This is a genomic window from Opitutaceae bacterium, from assembly GCA_015075305.1.
Lineage (GTDB): Bacteria > Verrucomicrobiota > Verrucomicrobiia > Opitutales > Opitutaceae > UBA6669.
Map to the genome: position 1 here is coordinate 417942 of JABTUS010000003.1, position 12597 is coordinate 430538.

Sequence of the window (12597 nt, forward strand, 5' to 3'; positions counted from 1 at the left end):
GGCCCGCCTTGGCGACGCTCACGATGTTTGTTCGAGTCGTGTGTGCTTGCACGCCTTGTAGGAGCGGCGTTCGCGGCAAATGTTAGAAAGATTACGCGATCGTAATGTTTTCGACATGCTCCCGTAATCCTCTCCCAGAGATCGTCGGAGCGGCGTTGAATGCAATGAGCATGCGGCATGGGAGAGGCCCCCGCTTTCATGTCGCTCTGCATCGGGATTGCCAGCTGGCGGAGCTTCCTTTCTATCGACCGTGGCGTCGCGCAAGCGTCATTGTCGCGACCCGTACCCATGCGCATCCTGGTGGTTGAGGACGAAAGGAAGGTGGCGGCCATGATCAAGGCCGGTCTGGAGGAGCGCGGATACGCTGCGGAAGTGTGTCATGATGGCGAATCGGCGATGGCGCGGGTCCTCGGCGAAAACTTCGATGCCATGATACTCGACGTCATGATTCCCGGCCGGGACGGCCTCAGTGTCCTGCGGAAACTGCGGGATGACGGCTGCGTGGTCTCGATCGTGCTTCTCACCGCGAGAGGGGAGCTCAACGAGCGCATTGAGGGCCTTGATCTCGGGGCCGATGACTATCTGTCGAAGCCGTTCTCGATGACCGAGCTCTTCGCGCGACTGAATGCGGTGCTGAGGAGGCGCACGGGCGTCGGGCTCAACATTCACCGCTATGCGAATCTGACGCTGAACCTGGCGACGCGCGAGGTGCGGCGCGGCGACCAGGAGATCGAGCTCACGATGAGGGAGTTCGCGCTTCTCGAATGCCTCCTTCGCACGCCGGGCAAGGTTGTCAGCCGCGTCGAGCTGAGCCAGAACGTCTGGGGACACCAGTTTGATCCGGGCACCAATTTCGTCGATGTGGCGATGCAGCGCCTGCGCCGGAAGGTGGACGATCCATTTCCGGAGAAGCTTCTCCAGACCCATCGGGGAGTGGGCTACGCGATTCGCTCTGAGTCATGAAGCCGCTCCCCATCCGCTGGAGGTTTGCCGTCTGGACGTCGGGCATGACGACCTTCATTCTGCTCATCTATTCCGGATTCACGCTGCTCAACTTCTTTCAGGAGCAGATCGAGGCGGTCGATCTGGAGATAGCGGCGGAGGGAAACCGCCTGCTTGGCATGAAGGACCTCGCCGAAATGGAAGAGGAGGCGAGGGAGGTTGAATTGTATGCCCCCTGGCTCGGGCATGCGGTGCTCGATGACATTGGATCGGTGAACTTCCGCAGCGCCCGGCTGACGGACAGGCTGGTGCGGGCCGCGCACGAGACGGGCGTGCCGCGAACGTTTCAGGAAGGCGGGGACAGCTGGAGGATCGCGGTGTTTTCCCGTTCGGGGATGTCGGTTCTCATTGCCTACAACCTGGACGAGGTTTGGAGCACCCTGGAGGACCTCGTGATGGCGTATGCGTTTTCGCTGGCAATCGTGGTGGGCATCACGGCCGCATGCGGCTGGTGGATTTCCGGACGACTGCTTCGGCCGCTTGGGGAACTCACTGCGGCGGTGGAGCGGGTCGAAACGGAGAAACTTGGCGAACGCATGTCTGTTCCGGCTGCGCGGGACGAACTTCAGCGCCTCACCATCGTTTTCAATGCGATGCTTGCGCGGCTGCAGGAGAGCTTCGAACAGGCGCAGCGATTTGCCGCCGACGCATCCCACGAGCTGCGGACACCGCTCACGATCATGCGGGGTGAGGTGGACGGCTTGATGCGCGCGCAGGACATTACCCCGGAGCACCAGAAAAGGCTGGTGAGCGTCCAGGAGGAGATTGCGCGCCTGCACCATATCACGGACAATCTGCTGTCGCTGGCCCGGTTCGACACGGGATCAGTGCAGATTCCCATGCAGGAATTGGATCTATCCGCGCTCGTTGCGGAGGCCTGTGACGATGCTGAGCTTCTCGGGGAGAGCCGGCATGTCCGGATCGAGCGAGATTTGAACGGGCCGCAGAGGGTCGCCGGAGACAAATCTCACATCCGCCGCGTGGTGCTCAATCTGCTCGACAATGCGATCAAGTTCAACGTGCCCGGCGGGGTCGTACGCTGCTCGCTTGCCGCCGAGCGCACGGGAGCCGTGCTTCGAGTCGGAAACTCCGGGCCAGGCATCCCGTCCGAGATGAGGCCCCGGCTCTTTCAGCGTTTTTTTCGCGCGGATCTAAGCCGGGGTGACACTGATCGGGGGCATGGTCTCGGCCTGAGCCTCAGCCGCGAAATCGCGCGGGCGCACGGTGGCGACCTGCGGTTGTCGGACTCCACGACGGCCGATTGGACGGAGTTCGAGTTCACGATGCCCCCGGCGTTTGGAATCCCGGGATCCATGCGATCGTGAATGCCGGATCGAGCGCGAGCCATTGACGCAACCACGGGACAACCTAGCTTGGGCGGGTGCGTCTTGATGAACTTTCCAGCTTGCAGCAGTTGGTGCTGCCGGACCGGTGGCAGGCGGAGGCCATTCAGGCGCTGCGGGCGGGAAAGGATGTGATCGTCGACGCACCGACGGGGGCGGGGAAAACCTATGTTTTCGAGCGGTGGGCGGAGCAGACCAATTTTTCTAGGCGCGCGCTTTTCACCGTGCCGACGCGCGCGCTCGCCAACGACAAGTACGCCGAGTGGCGCGAGCGCGGCTGGCGGGTCGGCATCACGACCGGCGATCTCACCATCGACTCCCAGGCCCCCCTGGTTGTCGCCACGCTCGAGGCGGTGCAGCACCGGGTTGCGGCTCCGCGACACGAGTCGGGCGGCGATACGCCGCCGGAGTTCCGGCTGCTCGTTGTCGACGAATACCAGTGGCTCGCGGATGAGCACCGCGGCTCCCATTACGAGGGAGTTCTGCTTTCCGCCGCGCGAGGCCTGCAGTTGCTGCTGCTCTCCGGCGCGGTCGGGAATCCGGAGGATGTCGCAGCCTGGCTGAGGCGGCTCGGTCGCGACGTTGTCGTTGTTCAAACACGGCGGCGTCCCGTGCCGCTCGAGGAAGTCGAGGCTGATGATCTTGTGCGCGGTCTCCCGCGAACGGTGGAGGGATTCTGGTCGCGGCGCGTGGCGGGGGCGCTGCGCGAGGGGCTCGGGCCCGTGCTTGTCTTTGCTCCGCACCGCTCCGAGGTGGAGCGTCTGGCGCGACAGTTTGCGCGTGAGCTTCCCCTGCCGGATCCCCTGACATTGTCGCAGGAACAGGAGAGCGTCTGCGGACCTGGGCTGGCGAAGCTGCTGAAGGCGCGGGTGGCGTTTCACCACAGCGGTCTGACCTATGCGCAGCGCGCGGGTGTGATCGAACCGCTTGCGAAGGCCGGGCAGCTGCGCGCCGTCGTGGCGACGCTTGGTCTGAGCGCGGGCATCAATTTTTCCCTGCGCTCCGTCATGATCACGGCGGGAAGCTATCGCCACGGCCAGCGCGAGCACGAGATCGAGCCGCATGAACTCCTGCAGATGGCGGGACGCGCGGGACGCCGGGGCCTCGATGAGATGGGATACGTGCTCGTCAGCAGCTCGACGCCGCGGCTGCGGCGCGCGGCGCAGATGCGTTTGAAGCGTGCAGGGCCGCTGCCGTGGGCCTTCATGCTCCGGCAGCTCCGCGCCGGGGAAAACGTGCGCGCTGTGACGGCCGCCGCCGCGCATCGTTTTTTCACCGAGCAGCCGATGGTGCTTGGTGCGGAGCAGACAGGTCGGCGGCGATCCGGCGGTCTGCCGTGCGACCAGCGCACGGACACGGGACGCGCGAGACTCGTTCGACGGGAAAGGAACCCCTTCCCGGCGTGCCGCACCTGCGCGCATCGCGCGGAGTGCCTGGCACTTTCGCCGCAGCCCACGCTGCTCTGGCAGCTTCAGCGCGTGGGCGTGCTGGACCAGGAGCTCAGGCTCACGGCGCGCGGGGAGATTGTATCCAATTTTCTAGGACCGGAGGGGCTTGCGATCGCGGCGGCGCTGGAGGATCGTGCCTATCCCCTGGATGCGATCGTCTTTGACATCGCGAACATCACGTCCGGCGAACGGTTTTCCGGAACCAACCCGCGCGTGCTCGGACGGCTCTCAGCGGTCTGTGAGAGGACCTATCGACGCCAGACAATCGAGGGGTATCTCGAGAACGGCATTCCACCGCAGTATGGATTCGGTGCCGCGGACGTTGTGAAGGCGCGCGTTGAAGGCGAGCGCCTTCGCGCGCTTGTCGATGCGCAGGAGACCGCCGGTCGTGGGGACATTGATCGATTGATGACGGAGTGGCGCTCGCTGCTGAAACAGATCGCATCGGCTTCGCCGATCAGCGAAACGGCGGTCTCTCACGGTTCCTGCTCACGACAACCCGGTGGAGAAGCGGCTGCGATTCGACTCATGGAACGGTGGGACAACCTTCGCTCACTCGCGCATGCTCACCTGAGTGAACTGCGCCCTGGGAGCCTGCCGGAACTGCCCGCGCTTCTGGCTGAGCAGCGGCGTCCGATCAATCATCGCTTCCACTCGCGAACGCATGCGCAGACAATGAATCCCCTGGCGCGAAGGCCTGCGGTTTCCGCCTGAGCGGAGCGGCGGATCGCAGCGTGAAGAAGCTGGAAGCTCGTGCCGGGTTGCCAGCGGGGCGTGTGCATCAGCCGGTTTTCTCAGGACCAGCCGGACGCGAAGAGAAACCACCGGTCATGGGCGGCGGCGATTGAACTGCCGGTCTCCGCCGATTGGAATGGCAGCGTTTCGAACCGGGGAAAATGCCCTGACAGGAGGCGTTCGAGTTCGATGCGCGCCGAGGTTCCGGAATTTTTCCCGCTCAGCATGAGACCCTCCGTGGCGAGGCGCTTGAGCTCCGGCATCCAGGGCTCAAGTTCCGCGGGCGTGGTGTCGAGTGCGAGCGCGAACTTGAATCCTCCGGAACGGTAGGGTGTCGAGAAGTTCCGCGGCCGCGCGTGGGGCAGGCCCATCGCCGCGAGAAACTCGCAGGCTTCAGGACGGCCCTCGATGCCATGCCAGTGAATTCCGGACAGGCAGAGGCTGCGCCCCACGTCACCGCGTCCACAGTTGAGCTCAACGATGCGATCCGCCGGTGAATGCAGGCTGCGTTTGATCAGCCGGGCCAGCGCCGGATAGGCGGGGTGACGCTGGTGTCCGGGCGACGGCGGGTGCGGCGGCTCGGCGGAGGCTGCGAATGCGATTGAGCGGTCGAGTGTGCCGACCAACTTTTCGCCGAGGAAGAAACGGAGTTCGACCGCGACTTGAGGCCGGGCTGGTATTGCCGGTGGAAACAGTCCGAGCGCGAACCCAGGTCTGATTGTCCCTGGCAGTGAAAGTGCGGCTGTCACGTCCTCCCGTGGAAACCAATGCAGCGTTCGTGCGGCGCATCGTCCATCGATCCATGCCTCGACTGAACTGAGCTGGGTGGGCGATTCCGGACCGACCGCCCAGCCTTCGAGCAGGACTCCACTGAGATTGCAGGTGGTCTGCGTGGTTGGTGCATCCAGACAGGCGCGCATGCCTTGATTGACAGTTCAAACAAGACAGACGCCGAGAGGAAAGTGAGCCGGAAATTTCGATTGCGTGTGAAGAACTCGCGGACGTGGAAAGGCCGAGGGGCGTCGTAAGAAATTCGCAATGAAATATCGTTGTTTTATATCTTATTTAATACCAGTATATAACAATAATAGTTCAATAGGCGAAATCGAGTGAAATTGCGGAAACCAGCGTGCTGTACGTTGACGTTGATCTTGTCACATTTTAAGGTGGGACATGTCCAAAACATCCGGGCAGCAGAAAGCACCGGGCTTGAGGGCTCGGCGCTAAAGAAAAGGAACTGCGGAAAATCAGACCGTCAGTGTTTCTGCCAACGATCGATTCTGGTGAATTCTGGTATCAGGAAAAGTGGGTGCAGATGCCGTGCATCGGTGTTGCAAAGGCTGCTTTGTGTCGCGCTTCAGGGGCGCCTCGTGAGATTGAGGCACGCGTATTTCTGGAGCATGCTTTTGCGCCAGTGATCCTCGTTTCCGCCCCGAGGATTTCGGCTGCGGCAAGGACCTTTGGATTCCGTTTGAGGTCGAAATACTGTACCCCAACGCTTGCTTCACGACGTCGATATTTATTTGAGGCTCCTTGGAACGATTCTGGGCGTCCCGGATCTCCAGGACAGCGCGGCGAAGCCGAGCAAATGGGAGGTCGCCTGATGCGGCGAAACTGACGAGAAGCTCTAGAATCTCATTGGAGGCGTAGGGAAATTCAAGCTGAGCAACGGCCGCGATATCCGCTCTATTTGGCGCTGGATTCAACCTTGCCCACTTCATGATCCTTCCGCGAAACTGATTGGTGTTGAATCCGGTTGTCCTCTCCATCTCTTGGATTCGTCCGGTAAACTGTGGGGTGACAACCAGGACGACTGGGATGCCGCGATTCACAAATTCGGTGCGGATGTATTCCAATCGCTTCATTGATGCGCGTTGCGATAGCCCGAAAAGACAGTGGGCTTCATCGAAAATCAACATGAGGTCACGGCTTTGGGTCGCTGCGCGAATCTGTAGCCGCAGTTCGCCGGTATCGCCCTTGTTGGATTCGCCACAACCGATGGCTTTCCAAATCTCCTGGTAGAACTGCTGGTCGTTGGTTCCCGCCGTGAGGTCGATCAGCCGTGCGCAATCGGAATTACACTCCTGCCAAAGGCGAACTCCCATTGATTTCCCCAATCGTTCAGCTCCCTCAATTACGCCGAGCGTTTTTGATTGATGGCAGAAACGGAGGACGTCCGCCACATGCGAGGTGATAGATGTCTGTGCGACGCGATCGCGCGCCGATTGCCTGCGGGCCTCAATGGCGGTCCAAAGCACATCCATGACTCCTTCAAAATAGGGAAAGTGAATCTTCCTGCCAGGCGACAAACAGAAATCATGAAGCACGCGCGGCAAGAGAAGGACGCGTTCACGGCATATCTTGATCAACTCCGCTCCTGTGGCTTTTCGATTTCGCGGATTAAGGTCCGCACTTAATTTTGAATAGTCCCTATCGTTCCAAGCCATTTCCATCTTGATTGCATCTATTGAGCGATGGTCGTGGTGGTCGATCTCTCCGCAAATCGCCTCATAGACTTCTCCACTGTAGATACTTTGCAGGCTGACGCCTGCGGCGCGAAGAGACGGCGTTCCAAGCTTGTCGGGTACGACCCGCTTCAGCATTTCAAAAGCCAACTGAACGAGACCGCCCTCCTGATGAGAGATCGCGTGAAGCAACCACGCGAGACGGCGGGATTCCGAATTCGCAATGCTCTCGACCGCCGTTGCAACTTTCTGGGCAGGGAGCGGCGGCTGCGAATGGTCCGCGCGCAGTTCAGAGAGTTCGATTGGTGCAGTTGGACTCATCCCTCGTATGGATTGATTTCCTTCACGCCCAAACGGGCAAGGTGCTCGAGACTTGCGGTGAGTTCCGGCGTGATGGACGAACTCCGCACTGTGGTGCCGACAGATTGAGCGGCTCTCGTAGCGCGATTCGCGAGGCGGTTTTGCTGTTGCATGGATGCGTGCATCTCCGCCTGCTGACTTTCCATCTGAACGCCGAGCCGTGATGTCGGAGGATCGGCCAGGATAAGATTGCGGCGCACACGAAGGAACTCCTCGGGGAAGTTTTTCTTCAGATGGCCAAATAGCGTGCGCGCATGTTTCGTGTGCGCGTGATTTTCTCGCTGCGCCTGGGAGATCTGCTCGGCGGAGGCATTGTACGCGTCAACCTTGGTTGACCGTTGAACGGTAAACGGATTCCGGCTGTCGAGATCGGTGATGCAGATTGAGTTGGGATCCTCGGGATTGAACCATGCAAGGACCTTCTCTCCCTGCTTTGCGCCCGTGAACTCGTTCTTGTAGGTAAATTTTCGACGACCGATGGAGATCGTGACACCGTTGGCTTTCACACGTGTTTCGACCCGACTGCGACTCAAAAGGAATCGATATTCGGATCCCAGTCTTACGGGTGGATCACGACGAAGGGTGACAAATGCGGACTCAGGGGATTGCCCGTTCAGCAGCTTCCCTTCCTGCCGTTCAGTGTTGTAGACGTTGCAGATGGATTCCAGTTCCGTCATCCATTCCGGCATGGAAAAGAAGAATTCCGCCGGGTGTGCTCTTCCTGCCAGGACTGCCTGCAATGCGCGCTTGGTTTCCTCCGGGCAGTCAACCCGCTCATCGCGGCCGCAGTAGCCTCGCAAACGGTTCATCTTGTCCTGGAGCGCCCCGAGAACACGCTCGACGATCTTGGCGCGGGGGGTATGCGCATGACGCACGTTCACCCCGAGCGCCGAAAGGCCGTGCGTGAAATCTTTCCACGGAGTGCGTGTGTGCCGCGAGCCGTCGATCAGCTTGGATTCCCAGATGCCTCGCTCGAAATACAAGGTTTCCGGGAGACCGTACTCATCATGAAGGCGTGCAATCCCTCGGACGATCTCGATCGAATCGTAGGTCTTTTCGGGAATGAGCTGAAACGTGACAATGTAGGTGGTGCGCGTATCAATCCACGGCAGGAACTGACCTCTGGTGAGAATGGGCTGCCCCTTCTCGTTCAAGCGCGGGCGGCCGCAGGCGTCAGGCTCCCAGAAGTAAACAGGCAGGGTGCAATCGTCGCTTTGGAATTCCAGCCCGGATGCCATGTTCCCATAGTCGCGCTCGATGTATGGCCCTTGGAGCTTCGCGTGGTGCGGGCCGATGACGTGCGGCCTCAGCCGTTGCACTTCCGGGCCGAGCGATCGCCGAATCGAATGCGGGACGTGTGATTTGCGCGCAGACAATACGTCATAGGTGGCGCACACAGAGTCAGGCATCCATCCTTCACTGGCGGCTTCACGCCATGCCTGGGCGAGGCCCCCGGCACTGTGCATTGCGCGAGCGACAAGCTTCTCTCTAAACCGGCCGGGAATCTCGGAGGCGCGGCAACGCCCGTTGGCGATGCGACCGTCGGTCAACGCAACCAAGCGGCGGCCTCCGGCGCGCCATTTCGCGATGACCCGTGAGATTTTTCGTTCCAAGGCGCGTCCTCGCGCCGGAATGAACGGCACTTTGTTTTCAATCACTCGGCGAAGGTCCCGCAAGGCCTTCGTCTCTGAAACTCCTTCACAGGTCGCTTCATGCAGGCAGGAGCAGGCGGAGTCCCAGAACGTTGAAAGAGCCTTGTCGTCAATTTGGCCCTCCTTCATCAGAAGGACCGAGGTGTGAAGCATCCCGTGCCAGCGCTCATCTGAACCAACGATGATTGTGGAAGTCTTTTTGCGGCTGAGACGGTCGGGAAGATAAATTTCCAATCTGTCCCATGCTTCGGCGCCGCGATCGCGGGATAGCGTGCGATCAATGAGCCGATCAAAGTGGCGGCGAGAGACCGTTGAACCAAACGTCGACGCATACGCTCTGAGGCCGGCATCGATGACCTGCTCACGATCGATTGCGGAGAGGCTCAGTTTTTCAAGGATCGATCCAAGGACACTTTGAAGTCGCTGCGCATGCTGCAGTGTTGCGGCTGGAAGTTCCGCGAGAGGGATGGATGGCTCCCAATTTCCTGGAGGATGAAGCAGGAGGCGCTCAGTCGAATTGTATCCCCGGCGGGTAGCTTCCTCTTCGAGGCGTTTCTGAAGGTCAATCGGCAGCGAACAAAACAACCAGGCTGCGGTTCTCTGACCGTTCACCAATGCAACGCCGTCCGGGGTGACCTCAAAAAGCGCGCGACGTACGCTCCGCGGTGGCCGGGACAAGGCGTCAGCGATCGCAACGGCCGTGTACATTCCGGCGGTGGGCATCACTGGATATTGTGGCAGGATTTGTTGTAGGAGACTCGACATCCCGAAAGCAATCAGGCTGGTTGCCCGATATTGGAAAAGGTCCCTGCCGCGGGGCCGGCTACGCAGATTTGTAGCTCGTTTGATTCACTCATTCTGACCGTGATATTCAGGAGCACCCGTCCATTTGCGGTCTCAGCGTCCTTTTGATTTTTTGCCGCCCACATGCGCGGCTCGCACACGCGTTGCCAGAAGGCAGACAGAGCGCCATTGCCAACCTGCAATCCAAACTGAGCGAGAATTCGGCGGCGCGCTTCTGCATAGGTCACCCGCTCTTGCGTCAGCCACATGAACAGGCTGTCCTGGTAGTTCGATGGAAGCTGCAGAAGCACGGGAATTTTTGCTGGTTTAGGCATGGCGGGTGGATTGCCGCAGTCGGAGGGTTGATCGCAGATGGCGCTTGCCGCGGACCGCAGGCCGTTTCAGCGCATCGCGCTTTTCCACTAAATCGAAAGCCTCGCTCACAAGACGTGAAGTTTCGTTCTCAAACCACCGGATCACACTGGAACGCCTGATGCCGGTGCCGGCGGCTGCCTTATGTTTTGGCCCACATTCCAGGAGGCACGCCAATGCGCGGCCCAAGTGAAGCGACTCAAACACAAGCTCATCGATCTTCGTTTGGAGACTTTCGACAGTAAGATTGCGAATGCGTGTGGTAGACTTGCCATAGAATCCAATTCCTGGGCATTTTGACCCGCACCCGCGGTGTTGGTATGGATTTGTCGGGAAAGTCTCTGCAAGGGCAGTTGCAAGCGCTGCAAGGAGGCAATGCGCCGGTTCAATCAGCATCATGGCGCGCATCTATTGGGAAAGCGGCTGCTTTTCCACTTCCGCCGTATCCTCGGCAACGAAATCCTCAACATATCGCATCGCGATTTCTTTTGCCGACTTTCTCGTGGCAGGATCGTTGAGGTCGCTGAGGTGTAGGTTTGAAAGCACACCGTTGAGCGCGGCTGCTTTGTAGAGTTGTCGTACCGAAAAGGAAGGCGATCGACGCTTGTATTGGTTCATGAGAAATTTTGCTGGCCCCTTGTGCTGAGTATCCGCTGGGCCGACGTGATGTTCGAGGTCATGGGCGGGAGGCGGCGGAGTTATGCGCTGGTGCGAGTTTGGCCTTCGAGCGGGCGTGTCCTATCCCCTTTGGCGAAACGACTCTTTGCGGGCTCTTTCGGACGTCTCTCAACCTTTAACGCGGCGAGCGTTTGGCCGTTTGAAGCTTCATACTGGCGATTGCGGATCCGGAAAAGAAACTGCTCGAATCTCTGATTGAACCTCGTCACCTCAGCATAGGCTTCTCCGAATGTGATGTCGCTGCCTTCTGGTGCCTTTCCTGGCATCGAACCCAATAGTTCGATCTGCACATCGAGAGGTTGCTCATCCAGGCGGTCCAGAAGGTAGGTGAACGCTGGCAGCTCCCCGTCATACGGACACATTTCTTGAAGCTTCAATCGAAGCGCCGCCGCATATCTCCCAACGGTTTGAGCGGCATCGAAGAACTCGTCGGCCAGACGATGGCACTCCTCGCAGATTTCCGGCTCATACCAGAGGAGTGCAGCAGACTTGAGAATATTCGCCCGCTTGAAAACTGGTTCTGAGCGGCTCGTGTCCAGCGTGAAGTACAGGAGATTGGCCGGGCCATTTTCATTTTCGCTGAAAGGCATTTTCGAATTCATTTTTGGAGATTGAGGGTGAGGTTGATGGAGATGCTTTTGTTGTCGGAGCTGGCATCCACGGTAACTTCAGGATGGCGCTTCAGGGGCAGGCGGCGGGACAAACGGGTATAGGCGCATTGCAGCGCGCCCACGCTGATTTTTACGCCGAACTCCTTCAGGATTCTGTTCGTCGCCGATTGGTAGGAGATGCCCCGACCCAATGATCCGCCTGTCGTCAGCCAGCCGAATACGAGCTGCTTTTGATCGAGCGTGAGACGGTCGAAAGTCGAAACATGACTTGGATTCAGTTTGCGGAGCGTGTACATCTTGAATCGATTTGTTGTCCCGAACCCCTCCGCTCGGGACCACACGGATGGTCTTCCTGATCACATGCGTGTCAGGAGTCGGGAATTGTTAGGCCTGCGGCTCTTGATTCGCAGGAACTTCAACAGGCGCGCCAGAGGCAGCGCCGAGCGATTGACCTGCGATCTGCTCGTCTGATGCGCGATCATTGGGATCGGTGGGGTCATTGGGAACGCGCTGCGCTGAATTCTCGCGAGGCGGAAATTTCAATGGAGCCACAACGCGGCCTGCCGACATCGGTTCCCCTGTCGGATTGAAGGGGCTGCGTGTGGGCAGGAAACGCATCCAGTCCGGCACCTTTTTCGCCGCCTCAATGAGAACGGTTTCGATTGCCTCGGCGGCGACGAGCAGACTGGACCTCTCTTGGTATCCGGGAAATTCCTCGAAAGGCTGATTCACGTAGGCCGAGTCCATACCCAGAAACCGAAAGACGGCGATCTGGCCGTCGGCATAGCAATGAGTGCGCCTTGCGGCCTCCTCAGCTGACTGTTGATCAGCGTAGAAAGGTTGCAGCGCGGCGACAATCGTTTCGAGCCTGTTTGCGAGTACAACAGAGAGTATTTTCGCAATCAGCTCACCCGCGGGGCGAATCATCTCCCGAAGCGACTTGCACGCCTCAAGCATGGCCATTTTGCGGACCTCTTGTGCCTTGCGGCAGACATCGAGACGCACCTGCATCTCTGTCGCCCGGCGGATTGCTTTGTCGTTGGTGTAGTCAATGTCGCCCGCGGCAGCGATGGCCTTGACAAATTTTTCCTCGTCTTCGATCGCGGTGAGCCAGGCCGTCCGCATGCGGGCGACAGTTTGAAGAGAAT

Annotated in this window: 11 protein-coding genes; 3 read left to right on the forward strand and 8 right to left on the reverse strand. The window is 59.6% G+C overall.

Going from position 1 to position 12597, the window contains the following annotated elements:
* The first annotated feature begins 288 nt into the window (after positions 1-288).
* Genes HS122_08625 through HS122_08635 form a run of 3 tightly spaced genes read left to right on the forward strand, consistent with a single transcriptional unit; the run spans position 289 to position 4507 of the window.
* Positions 289-963, forward strand: coding sequence for a response regulator transcription factor (locus HS122_08625; GenBank protein ID MBE7538462.1), 675 nt, complete (start codon positions 289-291; stop codon positions 961-963).
* Positions 960-2327 carry a HAMP domain-containing protein gene (locus tag HS122_08630; GenBank protein MBE7538463.1) on the forward strand — a complete coding sequence of 456 codons (1368 nt, stop codon included), beginning with the start codon at positions 960-962 and terminating at the stop codon, positions 2325-2327. The genes HS122_08625 and HS122_08630 overlap by 4 nt, the downstream gene beginning before the upstream one ends.
* Positions 2328-2383: 56 nt before the next feature.
* Complete coding sequence (locus HS122_08635) at positions 2384-4507, forward strand: DEAD/DEAH box helicase (GenBank protein ID MBE7538464.1); 2124 nt, start codon at positions 2384-2386, stop codon at positions 4505-4507.
* 80 nt (positions 4508-4587) lie between these two features.
* On the opposite strand, the gene HS122_08640 is transcribed toward HS122_08635, so the two are convergent.
* From HS122_08640 to HS122_08675, 8 genes are all read right to left on the reverse strand, one after another.
* Entirely contained in the window at positions 4588-5448 is an 861-nt protein-coding gene (locus HS122_08640) for a hypothetical protein (protein ID MBE7538465.1), read from the reverse strand.
* Between the two features lie 327 nt (positions 5449-5775).
* Positions 5776-7314, reverse strand: coding sequence for an ATP-binding protein (locus HS122_08645; protein ID MBE7538466.1), 1539 nt, complete (start codon positions 7312-7314; stop codon positions 5776-5778).
* The gene (locus HS122_08650; protein ID MBE7538467.1) at positions 7311-9728 is read right to left on the reverse strand and encodes a hypothetical protein; all 2418 of its coding nucleotides are present in this window, start codon (positions 9726-9728) and stop codon (positions 7311-7313) included. Before HS122_08650 ends, HS122_08645 begins: the two co-directional genes overlap by 4 nt.
* Before the next feature lie 53 nt (positions 9729-9781).
* Entirely contained in the window at positions 9782-10123 is a 342-nt protein-coding gene (locus tag HS122_08655; protein ID MBE7538468.1) for a hypothetical protein, read from the reverse strand.
* Between the two features lie 445 nt (positions 10124-10568).
* The gene (locus HS122_08660) at positions 10569-10778 is read right to left on the reverse strand and encodes a hypothetical protein (protein ID MBE7538469.1); all 210 of its coding nucleotides are present in this window, start codon (positions 10776-10778) and stop codon (positions 10569-10571) included.
* An 80-nt stretch (positions 10779-10858) separates the two neighbouring features.
* A complete protein-coding gene (locus tag HS122_08665) occupies positions 10859-11440 on the reverse strand; it encodes a hypothetical protein (protein MBE7538470.1) in 582 nt (193 codons plus the stop codon).
* Positions 11437-11745 carry a hypothetical protein gene (locus HS122_08670; GenBank protein ID MBE7538471.1) on the reverse strand — a complete coding sequence of 103 codons (309 nt, stop codon included), beginning with the start codon at positions 11743-11745 and terminating at the stop codon, positions 11437-11439. Before HS122_08670 ends, HS122_08665 begins: the two co-directional genes overlap by 4 nt.
* 88 nt (positions 11746-11833) lie before the next feature.
* Positions 11834-12574: a hypothetical protein gene (locus HS122_08675; protein MBE7538472.1), complete on the reverse strand. Its 741-nt coding sequence runs from the start codon at positions 12572-12574 to the stop codon at positions 11834-11836.
* Between the last annotated feature and the right edge of the window lie 23 nt (positions 12575-12597).

Excerpts from the sequence above, each read along its gene's own strand:
- HS122_08625 (MBE7538462.1), top strand. The coding sequence starts at position 289 with ATGCGCATCCTGGTGGTTGAGGACGAAAGGAAGGTGGCGGCCATGATC.
- HS122_08650 (MBE7538467.1), bottom strand. The coding sequence starts at position 9,728 with ATGCCCACCGCCGGAATGTACACGGCCGTTGCGATCGCTGACGCCTTG.
- HS122_08630 (MBE7538463.1), top strand. The coding sequence starts at position 960 with ATGAAGCCGCTCCCCATCCGCTGGAGGTTTGCCGTCTGGACGTCGGGC.
- HS122_08645 (MBE7538466.1), bottom strand. The coding sequence starts at position 7,314 with ATGAGTCCAACTGCACCAATCGAACTCTCTGAACTGCGCGCGGACCAT.
- HS122_08675 (MBE7538472.1), bottom strand. The coding sequence starts at position 12,574 with ATGCGGACGGCCTGGCTCACCGCGATCGAAGACGAGGAAAAATTTGTC.
- HS122_08665 (MBE7538470.1), bottom strand. The coding sequence starts at position 11,440 with ATGAATTCGAAAATGCCTTTCAGCGAAAATGAAAATGGCCCGGCCAAT.
- HS122_08670 (MBE7538471.1), bottom strand. The coding sequence starts at position 11,745 with ATGTACACGCTCCGCAAACTGAATCCAAGTCATGTTTCGACTTTCGAC.
- HS122_08660 (MBE7538469.1), bottom strand. The coding sequence starts at position 10,778 with ATGAACCAATACAAGCGTCGATCGCCTTCCTTTTCGGTACGACAACTC.
- HS122_08640 (MBE7538465.1), bottom strand. The coding sequence starts at position 5,448 with ATGCGCGCCTGTCTGGATGCACCAACCACGCAGACCACCTGCAATCTC.
- HS122_08655 (MBE7538468.1), bottom strand. The coding sequence starts at position 10,123 with ATGCCTAAACCAGCAAAAATTCCCGTGCTTCTGCAGCTTCCATCGAAC.